General features: G+C 68.7%; 20 protein-coding genes. 15 read left to right on the top strand and 5 right to left on the bottom strand.

The window, feature by feature from the left end:
* Window positions 1-115: 115 nt before the first annotated feature.
* From DID98_RS10015 to DID98_RS10000, 4 genes are read right to left on the bottom strand one after another with little or no spacing between them, the layout of a single operon-like run.
* Window positions 116-1,675, bottom strand: coding sequence for a TolC family protein (locus DID98_RS10015; protein WP_124570649.1), 1,560 nt, complete (start codon window positions 1,673-1,675; stop codon window positions 116-118).
* Window positions 1,662-3,776, bottom strand: a complete 2,115-nt coding sequence (locus DID98_RS10010) for an FUSC family protein (protein WP_124570648.1) — start codon at window positions 3,774-3,776, stop codon at window positions 1,662-1,664. The genes DID98_RS10015 and DID98_RS10010 overlap by 14 nt, the downstream gene beginning before the upstream one ends.
* Entirely contained in the window at window positions 3,757-4,806 is a 1,050-nt protein-coding gene (gene mdtN / locus DID98_RS10005) for a multidrug transporter subunit MdtN (protein ID WP_124570647.1), read from the bottom strand. Before mdtN ends, DID98_RS10010 begins: the two co-directional genes overlap by 20 nt.
* On the bottom strand, window positions 4,803-5,096 hold the full coding sequence (locus tag DID98_RS10000) for a hypothetical protein (protein WP_124488186.1): 294 nt from the start codon (window positions 5,094-5,096) through the stop codon (window positions 4,803-4,805). Before DID98_RS10000 ends, mdtN begins: the two co-directional genes overlap by 4 nt.
* A 494-nt stretch (window positions 5,097-5,590) precedes the next feature.
* Between DID98_RS10000 and DID98_RS09995 the strand changes: the two genes are divergently transcribed.
* From DID98_RS09995 to DID98_RS09980, 4 genes are all read left to right on the top strand, one after another.
* The gene (locus tag DID98_RS09995; protein ID WP_124570646.1) at window positions 5,591-6,739 is read left to right on the top strand and encodes a metallophosphoesterase; all 1,149 of its coding nucleotides are present in this window, start codon (window positions 5,591-5,593) and stop codon (window positions 6,737-6,739) included.
* A gap of 95 nt (window positions 6,740-6,834) precedes the next feature.
* Complete coding sequence (locus DID98_RS09990; RefSeq protein ID WP_044843167.1) at window positions 6,835-7,440, top strand: alpha-ketoglutarate-dependent dioxygenase AlkB; 606 nt, start codon at window positions 6,835-6,837, stop codon at window positions 7,438-7,440.
* Window positions 7,441-7,796: 356 nt separating this feature from the next.
* Window positions 7,797-8,003, top strand: coding sequence for a hypothetical protein (locus DID98_RS09985; protein ID WP_044843168.1), 207 nt, complete (start codon window positions 7,797-7,799; stop codon window positions 8,001-8,003).
* Window positions 8,004-8,382: 379 nt separating this feature from the next.
* Window positions 8,383-9,327, top strand: coding sequence for an IclR family transcriptional regulator (locus DID98_RS09980; protein ID WP_124488184.1), 945 nt, complete (start codon window positions 8,383-8,385; stop codon window positions 9,325-9,327).
* 120 nt (window positions 9,328-9,447) lie between these two features.
* Here DID98_RS09980 and DID98_RS09975 read toward each other — a convergent pair whose 3' ends face one another.
* Window positions 9,448-10,527 carry a porin gene (locus DID98_RS09975; RefSeq protein WP_124520793.1) on the bottom strand — a complete coding sequence of 360 codons (1,080 nt, stop codon included), beginning with the start codon at window positions 10,525-10,527 and terminating at the stop codon, window positions 9,448-9,450.
* Window positions 10,528-10,978: 451 nt separating this feature from the next.
* On the opposite strand from DID98_RS09975, the gene DID98_RS09970 reads away from it, so the two are divergent.
* From DID98_RS09970 to DID98_RS09920, 11 genes are all read left to right on the top strand, one after another.
* Window positions 10,979-11,296, top strand: a complete 318-nt coding sequence (locus tag DID98_RS09970) for a non-heme iron oxygenase ferredoxin subunit (RefSeq protein ID WP_006758060.1) — start codon at window positions 10,979-10,981, stop codon at window positions 11,294-11,296.
* Window positions 11,297-11,299: 3 nt separating this feature from the next.
* Window positions 11,300-11,611 carry a recombinase-like helix-turn-helix domain-containing protein gene (locus DID98_RS09965; protein WP_044843171.1) on the top strand — a complete coding sequence of 104 codons (312 nt, stop codon included), beginning with the start codon at window positions 11,300-11,302 and terminating at the stop codon, window positions 11,609-11,611.
* A gap of 60 nt (window positions 11,612-11,671) precedes the next feature.
* Window positions 11,672-12,742, top strand: coding sequence for an aromatic ring-hydroxylating dioxygenase subunit alpha (locus tag DID98_RS09960; RefSeq protein ID WP_124570645.1), 1,071 nt, complete (start codon window positions 11,672-11,674; stop codon window positions 12,740-12,742).
* Complete coding sequence (locus tag DID98_RS09955; RefSeq protein WP_124570644.1) at window positions 12,735-13,505, top strand: SDR family oxidoreductase; 771 nt, start codon at window positions 12,735-12,737, stop codon at window positions 13,503-13,505. Before DID98_RS09960 ends, DID98_RS09955 begins: the two co-directional genes overlap by 8 nt.
* A gap of 33 nt (window positions 13,506-13,538) precedes the next feature.
* Window positions 13,539-14,066 carry a cupin domain-containing protein gene (locus DID98_RS09950; RefSeq protein WP_034180369.1) on the top strand — a complete coding sequence of 176 codons (528 nt, stop codon included), beginning with the start codon at window positions 13,539-13,541 and terminating at the stop codon, window positions 14,064-14,066.
* Window positions 14,067-14,084: 18 nt separating this feature from the next.
* Entirely contained in the window at window positions 14,085-14,981 is an 897-nt protein-coding gene (locus DID98_RS09945) for an alpha/beta fold hydrolase (protein ID WP_124520789.1), read from the top strand.
* Between the two features lie 100 nt (window positions 14,982-15,081).
* Window positions 15,082-15,939, top strand: a complete 858-nt coding sequence (locus DID98_RS09940) for an IclR family transcriptional regulator (RefSeq protein ID WP_124570643.1) — start codon at window positions 15,082-15,084, stop codon at window positions 15,937-15,939.
* On the top strand, window positions 15,936-16,733 hold the full coding sequence (locus DID98_RS09935) for an SDR family oxidoreductase (protein WP_124488178.1): 798 nt from the start codon (window positions 15,936-15,938) through the stop codon (window positions 16,731-16,733). Before DID98_RS09940 ends, DID98_RS09935 begins: the two co-directional genes overlap by 4 nt.
* A complete protein-coding gene (locus tag DID98_RS09930; protein ID WP_124570642.1) occupies window positions 16,726-18,396 on the top strand; it encodes a thiamine pyrophosphate-binding protein in 1,671 nt (556 codons plus the stop codon). Before DID98_RS09935 ends, DID98_RS09930 begins: the two co-directional genes overlap by 8 nt.
* Entirely contained in the window at window positions 18,389-19,216 is an 828-nt protein-coding gene (locus DID98_RS09925) for an aspartate dehydrogenase (RefSeq protein ID WP_044843178.1), read from the top strand. Before DID98_RS09930 ends, DID98_RS09925 begins: the two co-directional genes overlap by 8 nt.
* Before the next feature lie 111 nt (window positions 19,217-19,327).
* Window positions 19,328-20,818, top strand: coding sequence for an aldehyde dehydrogenase (locus DID98_RS09920; RefSeq protein WP_044843179.1), 1,491 nt, complete (start codon window positions 19,328-19,330; stop codon window positions 20,816-20,818).
* Window positions 20,819-20,831 lie beyond the last annotated feature (13 nt).

Below are 20,831 nucleotides of genomic sequence, written 5' to 3'. Positions count from 1 at the left end.
CAACGGAGTGCTGCAACTGTCCACGATGGTTCCTGAAGGAAGAATGGGCGGCATTCTAGTGGGCCGCGCGCGCAGGCGTCAACCCGTCTGGCGGCCGGCCGCGAACGGCCGGTGGTCACTGCGACGGTGACTGCGACGCGCCGATCGTCCCCGTCGCGAGCGCGAGCGCGGCGGCGGCCGACAGCGCGCCGGCGTAGCTGTCGACCTCCGCGTTGCGGGCCGCGAGCAGCTGGCTTTGCGCGATCGTCGCATCGGTGACCGAGCCGACGCCGTTGCGGTACGCGGTCAGCGCCGCGTCGTAGCTCGTCTGCGCGGCATCGACGAGCGCCTTCGCCGCGTCGTGCGACGCGAGGCTCGTCTGCACCGCGTTCTGCGCGGCGACGACCTGGCGGACGGCTTCCTCCTTGGTCCGCGTGAGGCGCGCGGATGCGCTCTGCGCATCGTTGCGCGCCTGCATCAGCACCGCCGAGCGCAGGCCGCCGTCGTACAGCGGAATCGTCACCCCGAGGAACACGCCGCCGCCGTAGTGGCTGCCGTTCAGGTTCACGGTCGGGGCCTGGTCGCCGATCGCGGGCAGCGCGGTGATCGCCGTGCCGCCGCTGGCGTAGGACGTCGACGCCGACAGGAAGATCTTCGGCATGAAAGCGGCTTGAGCGGCCTTGATCTTCGCGCGGTTGGCCTGCTCGAGCGCATAGGCGCCCTGCAGGTCGGGGCGGCGCGCGATCGCGTCCGACACGATCGCGTCGACCGACGACGCGAGCGCGGGCGGCAGCGCTCGCCTGGGCAGCGCGGCGATCGACGGTTTCGACAGCGGCGAGATGCCGAGCGCGGAAACCAGCGCGAGGTAGCCGTCGCTTTCCGTGCCGTTCGCCTGGACCAGCGCGAGGTTCGCCTGTGCGCGATTCTGCGTCGCCTGCGCGAGTTCGACGACGGTGCCGACGCCTTGCCTGAGCCGTGCGCGCGACGCCGCGAGAATCGCGTCCGCGTTCGCCAGGCCCTGCTGCGCGCTGACCGCGCGCGAGCGGGCGGCTTCGTAACGGTAATACGCGACGGTCACGTCGTGGATCACCTGCTGATGCACGGCCGTGAACGCGACGTTCGACGCGACCGACGCCTGTTCGGCCGCCTCGACGCGCGCCGCGCGGCCGCCGAAATCGAACAGCAGCCATTGCAGCGACAGCGCCGAGATCGCGCCGTGCACGGTCGTATTGCTCGACGAGTCGCCGAGGATCGTCGACGTCGAGCCGTGACTCGCCTGGTACGCGCCCATCGCGGTCGCGGACAGGTTCGGCAGGTATGCGGCCTTCGCGATGCCGACCGCGAGCGCCGCGTTGCGCGCGTCGTTCCATGCGATGCGGGTCAGCGGGTTCGTCGATTCGGCGAGATCGATCAGCTCGGGCAGCGTGTACGGATGCGCGGCATCGAGCGCGGCCGGCGGCGACACCGATGCGAGCGCGGGCGAGGCCGGCAGCGTGTAGTCGTGCGGCGCACGTTGCGCGGATGCAAGCGGTGGCGCCGGCACGATGTCGCCGGCGGCCGACGTTTGCGGCTGCCACGGGCGGTCGGGGGCCTGCGGCGCGAGATCGACCGACGACGTGGCGCAACCGGTCAGCGCGATGGCGGTCGCGAGCGCGGCGGCGGCGATCGATGCGGCCGGCGGTTCAGGGACGCGCATGAGGGGCAGGCTCCTTCGGGGTGTCTGGACGCGCGGCGTCGGCGATGTGCGCGAGCCGCGTGTCGATCAGGTTCAGCAGCGCGTCGCGTGCAGGGTCGGTGGAGGTGGCGGCCGGCGGCGGGGCCGGCTCGGCTGCCGCGCCTGCCGTCGACGACGGCGGCGACGAAGCGGCGTCGGCGGTCGGGGCGTCGTCGCGCAGTTCGACCACGCGCGCGAGGTGCGCGCCGATCGCCGCATCGCCCGGCGTACGCTCGGCGAGCAGGAACAGCGGGCCTTCGAGCGCGCCGAGTTCCGCGAGCGCGCGTCGCCGGGTGGCGAGCCACGTGGCGGCCGGCCGCACCCACGACGGTTCGTAGTGGATCAGGCCGAGCTCCTGCGCGATCGCGCCGTGGCGCGCGAACGCTTCGGCGGCGAGCGTGCGGCGTTCGGCCGGCTGCACGACCTGCGCGATACGGCGCCATTGATCGAGCAGCGCCGCGAACGCGACGTCGATCTGCTTGCCGATGCTGACGGGCCAGATGCGCGTGAACACGAGATACACGACGACGTTGCCGAGCAGGATGCCGATCGTGCGATCGCGCGCGAGCGTCAGGTCGAAGCCGGGGCCCGCGCCCTGGATCACGCACAGGAAGAACGCGAACGCGACCTGGAAGCCAGCGTACGCAATGCGCGGCGAACCGAACGCGACCCACGCGGACAGCCACGCGCCGACGAACACGAGCGCCATCAGCTCGCCGATCGACGACAGCGCCGGCACGACGAACACGAGCGCCGCGGTGCCGATCAGCGCGCCGACGATGCAGCCGGCGATCCGCAGCGTGAGCTTCTCGACCGTTTCGGCCGTCGAGCCGAGCGACACCATGTAGCAGGTGATGAAGCAGGTATGGATGCCCGACCAGTCGAGCTGCGAGTACAGCAGGTAGCAGAACATCGCCGCGACGGTCGTCTTCAGCGCGTAGCGGATGTGGTCGGGGTTGGTGCGGGCGTCCGGCAGGAAGAAGCCGCCGCGCGGCGCGGCGGGTGCGTTGGCGTTGGCGGTTGCAGCCGATGCGTCGGGCGGAGCCTCCGTCGGTGCGGCAGATGCGGCCGATGCGGCCGGTGCAGTCGCTGCAGTCGATTCAGCAGGTGTGGCCGGCTCGGCGAACTGCGTGATGGCCGTGTGCAGATCGGTTGCGACGACGCGCGCGAGCGGCGGCAGCGTATCGGCCGGCGGCAGCCCCAGCGTCACGTCGACCGGATAACCGCCTTGCTCGAGGATGCCGGCCATCTCGTCGAGTGTCGCCGCAGCCGGTTGCGCGAACGCGGCGGGCAGCCGCGCGTCCGGTTCGCGGTCGGCGAGCGCGACCGCGACGAGCAGCGCGGTGCTCGACGCGATGGCTTGCCGTATCGCGGGTGCGTCGGCGGCGGGCGTCGACCCTTCGAGCGTCGACAGTTTGAGCCACGTGAGGAGCTGCTTGTCGCCTTCGCGCAGGCTCGCGTCGAAGGCCGTGCGCGCATCCTCGTCGCCGCGCAGCCGCTGCGCGGCGAGCCGCAGCCGTTTCGCGAGCCGCGCGAGCGCGAGCTTGCGCGGCGAAGGCGCGATCAGCAGGTTGACGACGATCGCGACGCCGACCGGAATCGCGACCATCAGCCATGCGTAGAGCAGCGCACGCGTCGCGGCTTCGCCGACCGGCGCGAGGCCGAGCTGGTCGAGCCCGAAGCCGACGATCATCGCGAGGATCGCGCCGACCGGGCGCAGCTTGCTCGCCGACGTGAGGTACAGCAACCCGGCCGACAGCACGGCCATGCACGCGACGCGCAGCACCGAATAGTCGATGCTGAAGATCGCGACGCCGATCACGAGCGCGATCACGAGCGTGATGAGCAGCAGCATCGCGACCGCGAGCACGACGCTCGTCACGCGGTCGGCGCGGTTCAGGAAGAACACGACGTACGCGGAGATCGCGGCTTCCGGCGTGCCGTAGCCGCTCGTCACGAGCACGACGAGCGCGCAGATCAGTGCGACCCGCGCGGCCATCGCGGCGCGCCCCGGAAACGGCGCGAGCAGTCGCAGGACTTCGCGCGGGCCGGGCGAGCGGACTTCAGCGGCAGGCTGAACCATGCCGGACCTCGACGATCGCGCTCGCGCCGACGCGCACGAGCTTGCCGTCGGGTTCGTCAAGCTTCACACGCACCGGGAAGCGCTGTGCGACATGTACCCAGTTCACCGAGCGCTGCACGATCGGCAGCGCGCGCGGCAGGTTGATGCGGTCGCTGTCCGAGATGCCCGCGCCGATCCCGACGACCTTGCCCGTCAGCGGCCGGCTGCGGTCGATCATCGAATAGACGGTCGCGCAGTCGCCGACCGCGATGCGGTTCAACGACGTTTCGCGGAAATTGCCGACGGCGAACCATTCGCTCGCATCGATCAGCGTGAAGATCGACTGGTTCGGCGCGAGGGTTTCGCCGGCAAGCACGGTCAGGCCCGTCACGAGCCCGTCGTGCGGCGCGCGCACCACCGTGTCGTCGAGCGCGTGCTGCGCGCGGGCGAGTGCGGCTTCGCGTGCATGGAGCGTGGCGATCGCATCGGCGTCGTCGCCGATCGTCTGCGCGGACGCTCGCTGTTGTTCCTGCGCCTGCGCGAGCGACACGGCCGCGTCGCGCTGCCGGACCTTCGCCTGGTCGAACTGCTGTGCGCTGACGTAGCCCTGCGCCGCGAGCGGCGCGAGCCGGTTCACGTCGCGCGTCGCGAGATCGTGATTCTGCGACGCGCGCTTGACCTGCTCGGCGGCGACGGCTGCGTTCGAGCGCTCGCCGATCAGCGACCGGCGGCGCGTGTCGAGCGACGCGCGCGCGAGTTCGAGGTCGGCCTGCGCCTGCGCGACCGTCAGCCGGTACGGCACCGGATCGATCTGATACAGCAGGTCGCCTTTTGCAACGCGCTGGTTCTCGTGCACGGCAAGCTGCACGATGCGGCCGCCGACGGGCGACGCGACGTGCACGACGTCCGCGTCGATCGACGCGTCGTCGGTGGACGGGTAGGCCGTCGTGCGGTGGTACGCGTACGCGAGCGCCGCGATGCCGAGCGCGACGATCGCCAGCGCGATCACGCGGCCTTTCGTGGACGGGCGGGTGGTGCCGGCGGCCTTCATGCGAACGGCCCCGTGCCGGTGAGCCACACGATCACGGCGACCACGAGCCCGATCGCGGTGCAGACGGCGAGCTGGTAGGGCACCGTGGCGGCCCAGCCGGTCGCGACGAACACGCGGTGCGCGACGATCGCGCCGACGATGCCGACTATCGCGCTGACGAGCCAGAGCGGGAAATACGCGCCGAACAGGACGTACGACGGTGCGCCGCGCGACGTGCAGCCCGCGAGCGGCAGGGCGGGCGCGAGGACGGCGGCGACACGCAGCGGCGCGCGCGGCGTTGTTTTTCTCATGGTGTGACGAGCTCGACGTTGGGGGTGGATGCCGGGCGCGGCGCAAGGCGGTTCGTCGCCGCGACGACGATTCCGCGATACGGAGCCGATAATAAATCAGCGCGATGTAGACCGCCAGCGATGCCCGGCGTGCCTGCCGCACGCACGGGGCTGCCCGGTGGGCGCTTCGGTGCGATCGATGGCGGTTCGCGATTCTGCCAGCGCATGCACTGGCAGGGTTGCTGACGGACTGTAAAGGATCGTCAGACGAAACCGGGCCGATGCCGTTTGTCTGCCGATGAAGCGGGAATCGGCGAGCCGAATGCGGAATTGACGCGCAGTCGCGGATGAATCCGCGTTCGGGCCGCGCGGTGCGTCCGCCGTGGCCGTGACCGTCGTGCCGGCCGGTATCTGTGTACCATCGTGCGAAGAGCGCGACGCGTGAAGAGGCTTGACGGCACGGTCCCGTCCGACGCGCGGCGCGGAAGCGGTATCGCAACGAGGACGAGTATTCCATGCGAAGTTTCTTTGTCCGGTTCATCGCAATCGGCGTGGTGTTCCATTTGTATGTCGGGCTGCGGATCATTCCCGACGCCTTCACGTCGCCGCTCGCGCGCACGATCGCGGCGCTGATGCTGGCGAGCTTCGTCGTGCTGATTCCGGTCGGCATGTTCTCGCGCCGCTTCGACGAAGGCTGGGCCGCGACTCTGGTCGGCTGGCTGGGTTCGATCGCGATGGGTTTCTTCTCGTCGCTGCTGGTGCTGACATTCCTGCGCGAGCCGGTGCTGCTCGGCGTCGTCGTCTGGCGGCATCTGGGGCATGACGGCGCCTGGAGCGGCGCGGCATCCGACACGGCGCTCGGCGTGCTGGCGGGCGCGGTGCTGGTCAGCGCGCTCGGATTCGTCGGTGCGCGCCGCACGGCCGCGGTCAAGCGCGTGTCGATTCCCGTCGACGGGCTGCCGGCCGCGCTCGACGGCCTGACGATCGTGCAACTTTCGGACATTCACGTCGGGCCGACGATCAAGCGCCCGTATATCGAGCGGATCGTGCGCGCGGTCAATGCGCTCGAGGCCGATCTCGTCGTCGTGACGGGCGACGTGGTCGACGGCTCGGTCAAGCGGCTGCGCGAGCACACGGCGCCGCTCGGCCGCATGCAGTCGCGGCACGGCAGCTTCCTCGTGACGGGCAACCACGAGTACTACGCCGGCGCGCACGCATGGATCGACGAGTTCCGGCGGATCGGGTTGACGGTGCTGCTCAACGAACACGTGCTGATCGAACACGACGGCGCGCGCGCGGTGCTCGCCGGCGTCACCGATTTCACGGCGGGCGGGTTCGATCCCGCGCATCGCAGCGATCCCGAGCAGGCGCTGGCGGGCGCGCCGCACGACGTCGGCACGAAGATCCTGCTCGCGCACCAGCCGCGCAGCGCGGAAGCGGCGAGCCGCGCCGGTTTCACCGTGCAGCTGTCCGGCCATACGCACGGCGGGCAGTTCCTGCCGTGGCCGCCGTTCGTGCGCCTGCAGCAGCCCGTGATCGGCGGGCTGAACCGGTTCGGCACGATGTGGCTCTATACCAGCCGCGGCACCGGCTACTGGGGGCCGCCGAACCGCTTCGGCGTGCCGTCCGAGATCACGCTGATCCGGTTGACCCGCGGCCGCTAGCGCGCCGGAATGACAGCGCATGGCGTCGCGCGTCGCCGTTGGCTACCATGCAGACGTGGTTTCCCCGCACCGTTCATTTGCTGCCTGATCGCGACATGTCGACGCCCGATCTTTTCGCCGATTCGCCCGTGCCCGACGTGGACTGGTACCCGGACTGGCTCGCGCCGGCCGACGCCGATCGCGTGCTGGCCGCGCTGATCGACGAGGTCGCGTGGCGGCAGGACACGATCCGCACGCCGCGCGGTCGCATTCCGCTGCCGCGGCTCACCGCGTGGCAGGGCGAGCCCGACGCCGTCTACGTGTATTCGGGGATCCGCAACGTGCCCGCGCCGTGGACGCCGGCCGTGCTCGACCTGAAGCGCGCGGTCGAGGCGACCTGCGGCGCGCGATTCAACAGTGTGCTGCTCAATCGCTATCGCAACGGGCAGGACAGTCTCGGCTGGCATGCCGACAACGAGCCGGAGCTCGGCGACGCGCCGGTGATCGCGTCGGTGAGCCTCGGCGCGATGCGCGTATTCGACCTGCGTCATCGTGCGACCGGCGTCGTGCACGCGTACCGGCTGACACACGGCAGCCTGCTCGTGATGCGCGGCCGCACGCAGGCCGAATGGCAGCACCGCGTGCCGAAGGCGCCGGCCGTGCAGGGTGAGCGCGTCAACCTGACGTTCCGGCGGGTGGTGTCGGCGGGAAGCGGCCGGTAGCGGCCGGAGATGCCGACCGGCGGGCGCCACGGGCCGACGAAGGTGGTGGTCCGGCGCACGCGTGCCGGTCGCACCCCGTTTTTCATCCAGGCGAGGCAAGCCGCCGTCGATGCGGCACGTTGCCGCACGCAGGTGTCCGGGGCGGCTTGAACCGGCCTGCGAGGCCCGTCCCATAAGGGTTTCAGGTGGTTTTGATTGACCGCCCGGTTCTGATAGGCAGGTGTAAGCCCTGATGGTGCGTCGCAACATTCATTGACTAGACTGTCGAATGGCTGAAACGCGCCGGACGCCGGCGCATTTTTTCGACATGCCTGACGCGTCGCCGACGTGATGCGCAGTGCAGGAGCATAAAACCCGTGACCGTACTGGACTCATCCCTCGAACCCTCGCTGCACGTCTTCGAACAAGACGGCGGATGGCAATGGGCGCTGACGGTGAAGCGGGCGTCGGGTGTCGGTGTGAAAGTCGTCGCATTCAGCACGGACGGCTTTCGCGGTGAAGCCGACGCATACGCCGCTGGCCAGCTCGCCCGTGCCGAGTACGACGCTGCCGTGACGGCCTGACGTCGCGTCGCGCCGATCCCGCTCGCGGATCGGTGCGGTCGTTTGTTTCCTCGCGTTTCTTCCCCCTTTCGTTTTCTAGTCGCACATCGGCCGTGATCGTGCCGGCCGGTACCGCACGTGAGGCATCCCGATCGCGGATGAGCAGGGCCGGCGGCCCGCCTTGCCTAAGGCGACGTTCCGATGGGCAGTCCTGTCTATCGCTGTTATCCTTTCGATCGCATCAGGCTATATGAGTCCGGCTACCCGATCGGGCGCGCCGGGCCATCGGCCGCCTGCGCCGGATCGTGTTGATCCGGTCCGGTCGAAATTCCATAATCAAGCATTGCGGGTCATTCGTGAACGCTTCCATTCCGTCCATGTGCACAGGATCAATCCAACGATGAGCGGCGCATCGAAACCGCCGGCGAAGCCGGCAAGTGCGCCGCGCGCGACAGCCGGCGACGACGTCGACCACGACGCGTCGAAGCAGGGCGCGGGCGACGACGAACCGTCGGGCGGCGCGTCGTCGTATCTGGTGCCGGGCCTCGAGCGCGGGCTGCGGATCCTCGCCGAATTCTCCGCGCGCGAGCCGGTGCTCGGCGCGCCCGAGCTGTCGAAGCGCATCGGCATTCCGCGCACGACCACCTTCCGCCTGCTGCAGACGCTCGAAGCGCTCGGCTTTCTCGAGCGCGTGAACGGCGACCGCTATTTCCGGCTCGGCGTCGGCGTGCTGCGGCTCGGCTTCGAATACCTGAATTCGCTGGAACTGACCGATCTCGGCACGCCCGTGCTCGAACGATTGCGCGATGCGACCGGCCTGTCGACGCACCTGCTGATCCGCGACCAGCGCGATGTCGTGTTCGTCGCGAAGGCGCAGAGCAACACGTCGATGTTCGGCTCGGTGAAGGTGCACGTCGGCACGCGGCTGCCCGCGCACGCGACCGTGCACGGCCATGTGCTGATGGGCGACCTCACGCGCGACGCGCTGCGCCAGCTGTATCCGGAGAAGCGGCTCGAACAGTTCACCGAGCGCACGCCGGGCACGGTGGACGAGTTGTACGAGCGTGTGCGTCATTACGCGCGGCTCGGCTACGCGGTCAGCGAAGCCGCGTTCGAGAGCGGCATCTCGGCCGTGACGGCACCCGTGCGCGATCATTCGGGCGCGATCGTCGCGGCGATCACCGCGACGGTGCCGCGCTCGGAAATCGGCGAGGCCGGCGAGAAGGAGCGGCTCGTCGAAGCGGTATGCGGCGCGGCGGTCGACCTGTCGCAGCGGCTGAACTACCGGCCGCTCGAAAGCGACCCGACGTTCGCGCACGCGCGCCATCGCGTCGCGATGTTCTGATTCGCGGCATGAGCCGCGTCGCGCGGCTTCGTCAGTAGCCTGTCGCAAGTAGCCAAAAAAAGAGCAGCCCCCGGGCTGCTCTTTTCGTTTCCGCCGTCGGGCGCATCCGCCCGCCGCCGCTCAGAACGAGTGATGGATGCCGGTCAGCACGATCACCTGGTTCGCGGTGCTCGACGCGCCGGCCGTGAAGAACGCGGCCTTCGCGCCGCCCGAACCGTGCTCGTACAGCACGTTCGCATACAGCTGCGTGCGCTTCGACAGCGCATAGATGTCGCCGAGCTCGACCTGCGTCCAGCGGCGGCCGGCCAGCGTCGTGGTCGCCGCGCCGCCCGCGATCGTGTTGAACGCGCTGCTGCGGTAGTTCACGCCCGCGTCGTAGCTCTGGAACGTGTCGGAAAACCCGTTCGACTGCATCTTCACGCGCGTATAGAGGCCGTGCACGAGGAAGTCGCCGATCTGGTAGGACGCGCCCGCGCCGATGTTCTCGACCTTGTTCGCGATGTAGCCGGTCGCGGTGTTCTGCCCCTGGAACGACGTGATACCCGTCTGGCTGATCAGGATCGAGCGGTCGTGCTCGTTCGAGTAGACGGCCGATGCCTTGAACGGCCCGTTCGCGTAGTTCAGCGCGACCCCGACCGACTTGCCGGTCGAGAAGTTCGTCGTGTTGCCGAGCGCCATCGCCGCCGCGGCCGAGAAGCCGGCGAAGCTCGGCGAACGGTACTTGACCGCGTTGTTGTACGGCACGTTGCCGGTCGCGGCGAGCCCGTCGATGTTGCCCGGATGGAACGCATACCAGCTCAGCGCGAGATACGCGGTGCTGAGCGGATCGAGATAGTCGAACGTCAGCGGCGTCTGGCGGCCGAGCGTCAGCGTGCCGTAGCGGTCGGAGCTGAGGCCGACGAAGGCCGCGCGGTTCCAGATCGTGTTCGCGGTCGCGAACTGGCCGTTGTTCGTATAGAAGCCGTTTTCGAGCTGGAAGATCGCCGACAGGCCGCTGCCGAGGTCTTCCTTGCCTTTCAGGCCCCACCGGTCGGGTTGCGTGTTGCCCTGGATCATCGCCCACTTCGCGTGGCCGCCGACGTTGTTCACATAGGCGACGCCGGCATCCAGGCTGCCGTACAGCACCACGCTGCTTTGTGCCCAGGCGCCCGACATCGCGCCCATTCCGATGATTGCTGCTGCTACCGCTTGCTTGACCATTTGATCTCCTGACTCTCCAAACCTGATGAGAAACGTGCCGTGGCGGCGGGCGCGGGGGGACGGCCGGCCGTCGCGCGTTCTTCACCACCGGGCGGGCATTTTTAATGTTCCATATAAGGAACAATGTGCCTCTGATGGAATGAAGTATAGAGGTGTCGCGCGCCGGATCAAAAATAAATTTATCGGGCCGGATGCGGGTGGTGACGATCCGCAACACGGGACCGAGCGTCCTGAAAAAAGGACTTAAATCCCCGCCACTAAACAAAAAATCACCTTTTGGAAGATGAGTGGCGGCGATCGTCGACCCGGCGGTCGGTGTTTTCCCTAGGACGTGCAGCTTTTTGTTTTACTCGTGGGAAGTCACTTCTATAATCACCATCCATAAACTGCTGTTCCGGGTATGGAACAAACCCGGGGCGAACCGAGAGTCGATCAGAAGGAAGGGTGTGAGATGTCTGAACAATGGGTTTGTGCCGGGCACGCCGGCGCGCTGTCGGAAGACACGCCGATCGAGTTCAAGCGGACCGACGGCGTCGAAATCGGGATCTACCGCGTCGGCGACGAGGTGTATGCGCTCGAGAACGTGTGCCCGCATGCCTACGCGCTGCTGACGCAGGGTTTCGTCGACGAAGGCACGGTCGAATGTCCGCTGCACGAGGCCGTGTTCGACATCAAGACGGGCGAATGCCTGAAGGGCCCGGGCGGGCGCGCGCTGAAGCAGTACGCGGTGCGCCTGGCTGGCGAGGAAATCCAGATCAAGGTGGAGTAACCGATGAAAGAAGCGACCGTCAACTTCAATCCGTTCCTGAAGCCGTGGGTGGCGCCGCAGCCGAACAACGTCGCCGGCAAGGGGCAGATCGAGATCCCGGGCCAGGTCGAGAACCGCATCTGGCAAAACCGCAAGGCCGAGCCGACGCAGTACGAGAACGATCTGGGCGACGCGCTCGAACGCGTGTTCGAGAGCGGCGCGACCGAGCTGGACGAGGTCGTCGCGGGCCTGAACCGCATCGGCTTCCGCGCGCCGGACGGCACGGCGTGGACGCCCGAGCGCTTCCGCGCCGAAATGGCCTCGCTGGCGGAATGAGCGCACCGACCGCGCCGCACGCCTGAGCGCCGACCCGACAACCGCATCCGGAGCACACTGATGACGTCCCCCGCACAAAACGAAACACAACACGACCCGGTCCGCGACTACCTCGACCGCGGCATCAAGAACTACTGGTATCCCGTCGCCCCGAGCTGGCAGGTGTCGAACGCGCCCGTTGGCCTCACGCGCCTGTCCGAGCAGATCGTGCTGTGGCGCGATCACGAAGGGAAGGTCCATGCGCTCGAAGACCGTTGCCCGCACCGCGGCGCGCGCCTGTCGCTCGGATGGAACCTCGGCGGCAGCATCGCGTGCTGGTATCACGGCATCGAAGTCGACGGCGGCGGCACGGTCAACCGCGTGCCGGCCGTATCGAACTGTCCGCTCGAAGGCACGAAGTGCGTGAAGTCGTATCCGGTCGAAGAGAAGGCCGGTGCGATCTTCCTGTGGTTCGGCGACGAAGCGCACGGCGAGCCGGCGCCGCTGAACCTGCCGGAAGAACTGGTCGCCGACGAATACGCGCACTTCCTGTGCGTGTCGAACTGGAAGTGCAATTACCAGTACGCGATCGACAACGTGATGGACCCGATGCACGGCGCGTACCTGCACGCGACGTCGCACTCGATGGCCGAAGGCGACAAGCAGGCCGACATGCGTGTGCGCAAGACGGAAACGGGCCTGATGTTCGAGAAGATCGGCCAGCGCGACGTGAACTTCGACTGGGTCGAGCTCGGCGAAACCGGCTGCCTGTGGATGCGCCTCGCGATTCCGTACAAGCAGAAGTTCGGCCCGGGCGGCAACTTCGGGATCATCGGCTTCGCGACGCCGGTCGACGGCGACAACTGCCAGGTCTACTTCTGGCGTACGCGCAAGGTCAGCGGCTGGCAGCGCGACGTGTGGCGCTTCATGTACCGCAACCGCCTCGAGGGCCTGCACTGGGACGTGCTCGAGCAGGACCGCTACGTTCTCGAAAGCCTCGCGCCGCACGCGCGCGATCACGAATACCTGTACCAGCACGACGTCGGCATCACGCGCGTGCGCCGGATGCTGCGCCAGCGCGCGCAGGAACACCTGTCCGCGCTCGACGCGCATCGCGCGGCGCACGCCGCGGCGGAGCCCGCGAATGGCTGAGGTCGCTCCGGTCGTGTCTCTGCCGGGGCGCCGCGTGCTCGTCACGGGCGGCGCGCGCGGTCTCGGCGCCGCGTTCGTGAAGGCGCTCGTCGAAGCGGGCGCGCAGGTCGCGTTCGGCGACGTGCTCGCCGAAGAGGGCCGCGCGCTGGCCGCGCAGCTCACGCAAGCCGGCCACACCGCGCATTTCTTCACGCTCGACCTGGCCGATCCGGCGAGCGTCACGGCTTTCGTCGCGCAGGGCGCGGCGGCGCTCGGCGGCATCGACGCACTGATCAACAACGCGGCGATCACGAACTCGGGCGGCAAGCTGTCGACGGAGCTCGACGTGTCGACCTGGGATGCCGTGATGAACGTGAACGTGCGCGGCGTCTGGCTCGTGAGCAATGCGGCGCTGCCATACCTCGCGCAATCGGGCCGCGGCGCGATCGTGAACCTCGCATCGGACACCGCGCTGTGGGGCGCGCCGAAGCTGCTCGCGTACGTCGCCAGCAAGGGCGCCGTGATCGCGATGACGCATGCGCAGGCGCGCGAGTTCGGTGCGCACGGCGTGACGGTCAACGCGATCGCGCCGGGGCTCACCGAAGTCGAGGCGACGGCCTACGTGCCGGCGGAACGCCACGCGTTCTACATGCAGGGCCGCGCGCTGACGCGCGCGCAGGTGCCCGAGGACGTGACGGGCCCCGTGCTGTTCCTGCTGTCGGACGGCGCGCGCTTCGTGACGGGTCAATTGCTGCCGGTAAACGGCGGCTTCGTAATGAATTGATTTGAAGTTTTCACTCTGATGAAGGAGAGGACGATGGCGGACGCCGATCTCGAACGCAAGTCGTGGGACCAGCCGGAAGGCGCAAGCTTCAACGACTGGATGGAAGGGCGCGTCGCGCGCTACGCGACGCGGCGCTACGACTGGGACGCACTGAAGTTCCAGGCCGACTACGACCCGAAGTACCGCCGTGCGCAGATGCGCTACGTCGGCACGGGCGGCACGGGCGTCGCGAAGGACGTCAACACGGTGCCGGCCGGCAACTTCACGTTCTCGACGATGGTCATTCCGGCCGGCAACATCGGCCCGAGCCACATCCATATCGACGTGGAAGAAATCTTCTTCGTGCTGCGCGGCAAGATGAAGGTGATCTGCGAGCGCGACGGCGAGACCTGGGAAGCGATCCTCGGCGAGCGCGACCTGATCTCGGTGCCGCCGGGCGTGTACCGCACGGAAATCAACATCGGCGAGGAAGACGCGCTGATGTGCGTGATGCTCGGTTCGCCGAAGCCCATCACGCCGACGTATCCGCCGGATTCGCCGCTCGCGAAGATCAAGCGCTGAGACGGGGCGGAGCAAGCAATGCGTGTCATCGACAAACGTGAACGCGACCGCACCGCGGCGTTCGCCGCGCTGCTCGGGCAGTTTCCCGAACAGCGCTGCGCGGCCGGCGCGGCGGGCACGATCGGTTATCGCGAGGCCGGCGCGCAGCATGCGGGCCGCGCGCTGCCCGTCGTGCTGCTGCACGGGATCGGCTCGGGCGCCGCATCGTGGGTGTGCCAGCTCGACTCGCTCGGCTCGTCGCGCCGCGTGCTCGCTTGGGATGCGCCCGGCTACGGCGTGTCGACACCCGTGCACGGCGCGTCGCCGGCGGCCGCCGATTACGCGGCGTCGCTGAACGCGTGGCTCGAGGCACTCGGCATCGAACGCTGCGTGCTGGTCGGGCATTCGCTCGGCGCGATCGTCGCGGGCGGGTTGGCCCGCGTGATGCCCGCGCGGATCGCCGGCCTGCTGCTGATCTCGCCCGCGGGCGGCTACGGCAGCGCGCCCGCGGAAACGCGCGACACGCGCCGCGATGCACGCCTCGCGATGCTCGACGAACTCGGCCCGGCCGGGCTTGCCGAACAGCGCAGCGGCAACATGCTGTCGGGTTTCGCGAGCGAGGATGCGCGTGCATGGGTGCGCTGGAACATGGCGCGCATCGTGCCGGCCGGCTATGCGCAGGCCACGCATCTGCTCGCGAACGCCGATCTCGCGTCCGATCTCGCCGGCTTTCGCGGCCGCACGGCGGTGGCGGTCGGCGCGAACGACGCGATCACGCCGCCGGCTGCCTGCGAGCGGATCGCCGCTGCCGCGCACGTCGGGCTGCAGGTGATTCCGCAGGCCGGTCATGCGGGCTACGTGGAAGCGCCGGCCGTGTATTCGTCGCTGATCGATACGTTCTGCCGTCAATGCGACCGTCAACAGGGGCTGGAATGAACTACCTCCACGCTCACATTCGTTCGCTTGGGGGCGCGCAGCCCGCCCGATCCCGACATGCATTTCAACGTGCCCCTGGGGCGGCCCGACCGGAGGCATCATGAGCGAACCGTTGCAACAACAGGATGCGGACACCGCGAAGTCCGAGGCCAACTACGTGGTGCCGGGCCTCGAACGCGGTTTGCGGATCCTCGCCGAATTCTCGCCGCGCGAGCCGGTGCTCGGCGCGCCGGAACTGTCCAAGCGCCTCGGCATTCCGCGCACGACGGTGTTCCGTCTGCTGCAGACGCTCGAATCGCTCGGCTTTCTCGAGCGTGCGGACAAGGATCGCAACTACAAGCTCGGCATCGCCGTGCTGCGGCTCGGCTTCGAATACCTGAGCTCGCTCGAGCTGACCGATCTCGGCCTGCCGGTGATCGAGAGCCTGCGCGATGCGACCGGCTTCACGACGCACATCGTGATCCGCGACGGCCGCGACGTGGTGTTCGTCGCGAAGGCGCAGAGCCAGTCGCCGGTGTTCAGCTCGATTCGTGTGAACGTCGGCACGCGGCTGCCCGCGCATGCGACGACCCACGGCCACGTGCTGATGGGCGACCTGTCGCAGAAGGAGTTGCGGGCGCTGTATCCGGAAGGCACGCTGAACCGGATGACGAGCGCGACGCCGGAAACGGTCGACGCGCTGTACGAAGTGATCCGGGAAGATGCGCTGCGCGGCTACGGCGTCAGCAATTCGTCGTTCGAGCGCGGCATCTCGGTGGTCACGGCGCCGGTGCGCAACGACACGCAGAGGATCGTCGCATGCATCACGGTGACGGTGCCGCGGCCGGAGATCGACGCGGCGCTGATCGCCGACGGCCTGATCGACAAGGTGCAGCGCGCGGCGGCGGAACTGTCGCGGCGGCTCAATTACCGCTCGGATGACGAGCACACGTTTCTCAAGGCTTTAGGACTGCGATGATTCAGATCGATCTGACCGGGCAGGTGGCGGTGGTGACGGGCGGTTCGTCCGGCATCGGCCTCGCGACTGCCGAACGGTTCCTGCAGGCCGGCGCGTCGGTCGCGATTTGCGGCCGCGACGGCGAGCGTCTCGCGCGCGCCGAGGCGATGCTCGGCGAGAAATATCCGGGCGCGCCGCTGCTCGCGGTGCGCTGCAACGTGCTCGACGAAGCCGACGTGGCCGCGTTCGCGCAGGCGGTGTCCGACCGCTTCGGCCGCGCCGACATGCTCGTCAACAACGCAGGCCAGGGCCGCGTGTCGACTTTCGCCGACACGACCGACGACGCATGGCGCGAAGAACTCGAACTGAAGTACTTCAGCATCATCCGCCCGACGCGCGCATTCCTGCCGCTGTTGCGCGATGCGGCCGCGCCGACGATCACCTGCGTGAATTCGCTGCTCGCGCTGCAGCCGGAGCCGCACATGGTCGCGACGTCGTCGGCGCGGGCGGGCGTGCTGAGCCTCGTGAAGTCGCTCGCGACCGAACTCGCGCCGCAGCGCATCCGCGTGAACTCGATCCTGATCGGCATCGTGGAGTCGGGGCAGTGGCGCCGCCGGTACGAAGCGCAGGCGCCGGCCGGCGAAAGCTGGGAGGACTGGACGGGCGCGCTCGCCCGCAAGAAGAACATTCCGCTGAACCGCTTCGGCAAGCCCGACGAGGCAGCCTGGGCACTTTTTTATCTCGCAACGCATCTGTCGTCCTACACGACGGGCAGCCATATCGACGTTTCTGGAGGCTTTGCACGCCATGTCTAAAAAAACCACGGTTGGCGAGCTGATTGCCGCCTTTCTCGAGCAGTGCGACGTCAAAACCGCATTCGGTGTCATCTCGATCCACAACATGCCGATCCTCGACGCGATCAACTCGCGCGGCAACATCCGGTATGTCGGCGCGCGCGGCGAAGCGGGCGCGGTGAACATGGCCGACGGGCTGGCCCGCGTGTCGGGCGGCCTCGGTGTCGCGTTCACGAGCACCGGCACGGCGGCGGGCAACGCGGCCGGCGCGATGGTCGAGGCGCTGACGGCCGGCACGGCACTGCTGCACATCACGGGGCAGATCGAGACGCCGTACCTCGACCAGGATCTGGCGTACATCCACGAAGCGCCGGACCAGCTCACGATGCTCGATGCGATCTCGAAGGCCGCGTTCCGCGTGCGCACGGTCGAGACCGTGCTGCCGACGATCCGCGAAGCCGTGCGCATCGCGCAGACGGCGCCGACGGGCCCCGTGTCGGTCGAGATCCCGATCGACATCCAGGCCGCCGAGATCGAATGGCCGGAAGATCTCGCGCCGGCGCACGTCGCGGTGCGCGAGCACGACGACGCACGCGTCGCGAAGCTCGCCGACGCGCTGGCGGCCAAGCGCCGTCCGCTGCTGTGGCTCGGCGGCGGCGCGCGTCATGCGCGTGCGGAAGTCGAACGCCTGGTGAAGCTCGGCTTCGGCGTCGTGACGAGCGTGCAGGGCCGCGGCGTGCTGCCCGAGGATCATCCGGCGACGCTCGGCGCGTTCAACGTGCATTCGGCGGTCGAAGCGTTCTACAAGACCTGCGACGCGCTCGTCGTGGTCGGCTCGCGCCTGCGCGGCAACGAGACGCTGAAGTACAAGCTCGCGCTGCCGCAGCCGCTGTTCCGCGTCGACGCCGACGCGCTCGCCGACAACCGCGGCTATCGCAACGAGCTGTTCGTGCACGGCGATTCGAAGCGCGTGCTGGCCGAGCTGGCCGATCGCCTCGAAGGCCGCCTGTCGGTCGATCCGCGGTTCGCGGCCGATCTCGCGGCGGCGCGCGAAGCGGCCGTCGCGAGCGTGGCGGAAGGCCTCGGGCCGTACAAGCAGCTGGTCGATACGCTGCAGGGCGCGGTGGGCCGCGACTACAACTGGGTGCGCGACGTGACGATCTCGAACAGCACGTGGGGCAACCGCCTGCTGAAGATCTTCGAACCGCGCGCGGGCGTGCATGCGCTCGGCGGCGGCATCGGCCAGGGCATCCAGATGGGCATCGGCGCGGCGCTGGCCGGCTCGGCGGCGAAGACGGTCTGCCTGGTCGGCGACGGCGGCCTGATGGTCAACGTCGGCGAGCTCGTGACGGCCGTGCAGGAAAACGCGAACGTGATGATCGTGCTGATGAACGACCAGTGCTACGGCGTGATCCGCAACATCCAGGACGCGCACTACGGCGGCCGCCGCTGCTTCGTGCAGCTGCACCAGCCGGATTTCGCGCAGTTCTGCGCGAGCTTCGGCCTCACGCACTACCGGATCACGTCGCTCGACCAGGCGGAAGCGATCGTGCGCGAAGGGATCGCGAAGGAAGGGCCGGTGATGGTCGAAGTCGACATGCTGTCGGTCGGCTCGTTCGCATCGCAGTTCGCGGGCCCGCCGGTGAAGAAGGAAGAGACGCCGTCGGAGCGCCAGTATGCATAACGGCCAGCGACACGGGCATGCGCCCGTCGACGTCGCGATGATCGGCTTCGGCGCGATCGGTGCCGCCGTGTATCACGCGGTCGAGCACGATGCGTCGTTGCGCGTCGCGCACGTGATCGTGCCCGAGCATCAGCGCGACGCGGTGCAGCGCGAGCTCGGCGGTGCGGTGGAGGTCGTGTCGTCGGTCGACGCGCTGGCTCGCCGCCCCGAGTTCGCGCTCGAATGCGCCGGTCACAGCGCACTCGTCGATCACGTCGTGCCGTTGCTGAAGGCCGGCACCGACTGCGCGGTCGCATCGATCGGCGCGTTGTCCGACCTCGCGCTGCTCGACGTGCTGTCGCAGGCGGCCGACGAGGGCGGCACGACGGTGACGCTGCTGTCCGGCGCGATCGGCGGGATCGACGCGCTGGCGTCCGCGAAGCAGGGCGGCCTCGACGAAGTGCTGTACGTCGGCCGCAAGCCGCCGCTCGGCTGGCTCGGCACGCCCGCCGAGGAGCTGTGCGACTTGCGTGCGATGACCGGGGAAAAGGTGATCTTCGAAGGCAGTGCGCGCGACGCCGCGCGCCTGTATCCGAAGAACGCGAACGTCGCGGCGACGGTCGCGCTCGCGGGCCTCGGCCTCGACGCGACGCACGTGCGCCTGATCGCCGACCCGGCGGTCGAACGCAACGTGCACCGCATCACCGCGCGCGGCGCGTTCGGCGAGATGTCGCTCGAAATGAGCGGCAAGCCGTTGCCCGACAACCCGAAGACGTCCGCGTTGACCGCGTACAGCGCGATCCGCGCGCTGCGCAACCGCGCGGCCCGCTGCGTGATCTGAGCAGGCAGACAACCCGGACAACCAGGCCGACGCGGCCATTCGGGCCATTGAACGGCCGCCGGCGCCACGGCGCGGGCGGCTGCGCAGAGACAGATTTGTGGGACTTGTGACATGACTCCATTCGATACGAGCCTCGTACCCAACGGCGACATCCTGATCGGCGGCGAGTGGCGGCGCGGCCGCGGCGCGCCTTACGCGAGCATCTATCCGGCCGACCAGTCGCTGAACATGGAAGTCTCGACGGCGAACGCGGAAGACGCGGCCGACGCCGTCGTGGCCGCCGACGCCGCGTGGCGGCGCGCCGACTGGGCCGGCCTCAAGCCGCACCAGCGCGCGCTGGTGCTGTACCGGATCGCCGACCTGATCATGCAGCGTCACGAGGCGCTCGCGAACCTGCAGCGCCGCGACAACGGCAAGCCGATCGGCGAGACGCGCGTGCTGGTGGCGAGTGCGGCCAACACGTTCCGCTATTTCGCGGCGTGCCTGGAAACGCTCGACGAAGAACTGACGCCGTCGCGCGGCGACTACCTGACGATGAGCGTGCACGAGCCGATCGGCGTGATCGCGGCGATCACGCCGTGGAATTCGCCGATCGCGTCCGACGCGCAGAAGCTCGCGCCCGCGCTCGCCGGCGGCAACGCGGTGGTGCTCAAGCCGGCCGAGGTGACGCCGCTCGTGTCGCTCGCGCTGGCCCGCATCTGCGAGGAAGCCGGCGTGCCGAAGGGCGTGCTGAGCGTGCTGCCGGGCAAGGGCTCGGTGATCGGCGACGTGCTGGTGCGCCATCCGCTCGTGAAGAAAGTGTCGTTTACCGGCGGCACCGAAGTGGGCCGCGGCATCGCGCGCATCGCGGCGGAAAAGCTGATGCCCGTATCGCTCGAACTCGGCGGCAAGTCGCCGACGATCGTATGCGACGACGCGGATCTCGATCACGCGGTGAACGGCGTGCTGTACGGCATCTTCAGCTCGTCGGGCGAAGCGTGCATCGCGGGTTCGCGGCTGTTCGTGCAGCGCTCGGTATACGACGCGTTCATGAAGCGCCTGGTCGCGGGCGCACGCAAGCTGCGCGTGGGCGACCCGACGCGGCCCGACACGCAGATGGGCCCGCTGATCACCGCGAAGCATCGTGAATCGGTGGAACGCTACGTCGCGCTCGGGCTGGAGGAAGGCGGCCGCCTGCTGTGCGGCGGCGAACGGCCGTCGGGCGACGGGCGCGAGGACGGCTTCTTCTACCAGCCGACGATTCTCGAAGGCTTGCCGAACAGCGCGCGCATCTGCCAGGAGGAAATCTTCGGGCCGGTGCTGGTCGCGATGCCGTTCGACGACGAAGCGTCGCTGATCGCGCAGGCGAACGACAGCGTGTTCGGCCTCGCCGCCGGCATCTGGACGCGCGACTACAAGCGCGCATGGCGCATCGCGCGGGCGCTGGAGACGGGCACCGTCTGGATCAACACGTACAAGCTGTTTTCGATCTCCACGCCGTTCTCGGGCTGGAAGGAGAGCGGGATGGGCCGCGAGAAGGGCCGTCTCGGCATCCGCGAGTACATGCAGCAGAAGAGCCTCTACTGGGGCTTGAACGACGCGCCGCTGCCGTGGGCGAACTGAGCGAAGGGGAATG

The sequence above is a fragment of the Burkholderia sp. Bp8984 genome (assembly GCF_003853755.1).
Classification (GTDB): domain Bacteria; phylum Pseudomonadota; class Gammaproteobacteria; order Burkholderiales; family Burkholderiaceae; genus Burkholderia.
Note: the sequence above shows the minus strand (reverse complement) of the source record. Positions and strands in the feature narration are given on the sequence as shown.

Bases quoted from the DNA above. Each gene is read 5' to 3' on its own strand.
- DID98_RS09995 (WP_124570646.1), top strand. From the start codon at position 5,591: ATGCGAAGTTTCTTTGTCCGGTTCATCGCAATCGGCGTGGTGTTCCAT.
- DID98_RS09950 (WP_034180369.1), top strand. From the start codon at position 13,539: ATGGCGGACGCCGATCTCGAACGCAAGTCGTGGGACCAGCCGGAAGGC.
- DID98_RS09935 (WP_124488178.1), top strand. From the start codon at position 15,936: ATGATTCAGATCGATCTGACCGGGCAGGTGGCGGTGGTGACGGGCGGT.
- DID98_RS09975 (WP_124520793.1), bottom strand. From the start codon at position 10,527: ATGGTCAAGCAAGCGGTAGCAGCAGCAATCATCGGAATGGGCGCGATG.
- DID98_RS09940 (WP_124570643.1), top strand. From the start codon at position 15,082: ATGAGCGAACCGTTGCAACAACAGGATGCGGACACCGCGAAGTCCGAG.
- DID98_RS09955 (WP_124570644.1), top strand. From the start codon at position 12,735: ATGGCTGAGGTCGCTCCGGTCGTGTCTCTGCCGGGGCGCCGCGTGCTC.
- DID98_RS09965 (WP_044843171.1), top strand. From the start codon at position 11,300: ATGAAAGAAGCGACCGTCAACTTCAATCCGTTCCTGAAGCCGTGGGTG.
- mdtN (WP_124570647.1), bottom strand. From the start codon at position 4,806: ATGAAGGCCGCCGGCACCACCCGCCCGTCCACGAAAGGCCGCGTGATC.
- DID98_RS10000 (WP_124488186.1), bottom strand. From the start codon at position 5,096: ATGAGAAAAACAACGCCGCGCGCGCCGCTGCGTGTCGCCGCCGTCCTC.
- DID98_RS09980 (WP_124488184.1), top strand. From the start codon at position 8,383: ATGAGCGGCGCATCGAAACCGCCGGCGAAGCCGGCAAGTGCGCCGCGC.
- DID98_RS09945 (WP_124520789.1), top strand. From the start codon at position 14,085: ATGCGTGTCATCGACAAACGTGAACGCGACCGCACCGCGGCGTTCGCC.
- DID98_RS09920 (WP_044843179.1), top strand. From the start codon at position 19,328: ATGACTCCATTCGATACGAGCCTCGTACCCAACGGCGACATCCTGATC.
- DID98_RS09925 (WP_044843178.1), top strand. From the start codon at position 18,389: ATGCATAACGGCCAGCGACACGGGCATGCGCCCGTCGACGTCGCGATG.
- DID98_RS09930 (WP_124570642.1), top strand. From the start codon at position 16,726: ATGTCTAAAAAAACCACGGTTGGCGAGCTGATTGCCGCCTTTCTCGAG.
- DID98_RS09960 (WP_124570645.1), top strand. From the start codon at position 11,672: ATGACGTCCCCCGCACAAAACGAAACACAACACGACCCGGTCCGCGAC.
- DID98_RS09970 (WP_006758060.1), top strand. From the start codon at position 10,979: ATGTCTGAACAATGGGTTTGTGCCGGGCACGCCGGCGCGCTGTCGGAA.
- DID98_RS09990 (WP_044843167.1), top strand. From the start codon at position 6,835: ATGTCGACGCCCGATCTTTTCGCCGATTCGCCCGTGCCCGACGTGGAC.
- DID98_RS10010 (WP_124570648.1), bottom strand. From the start codon at position 3,776: ATGGTTCAGCCTGCCGCTGAAGTCCGCTCGCCCGGCCCGCGCGAAGTC.
- DID98_RS10015 (WP_124570649.1), bottom strand. From the start codon at position 1,675: ATGCGCGTCCCTGAACCGCCGGCCGCATCGATCGCCGCCGCCGCGCTC.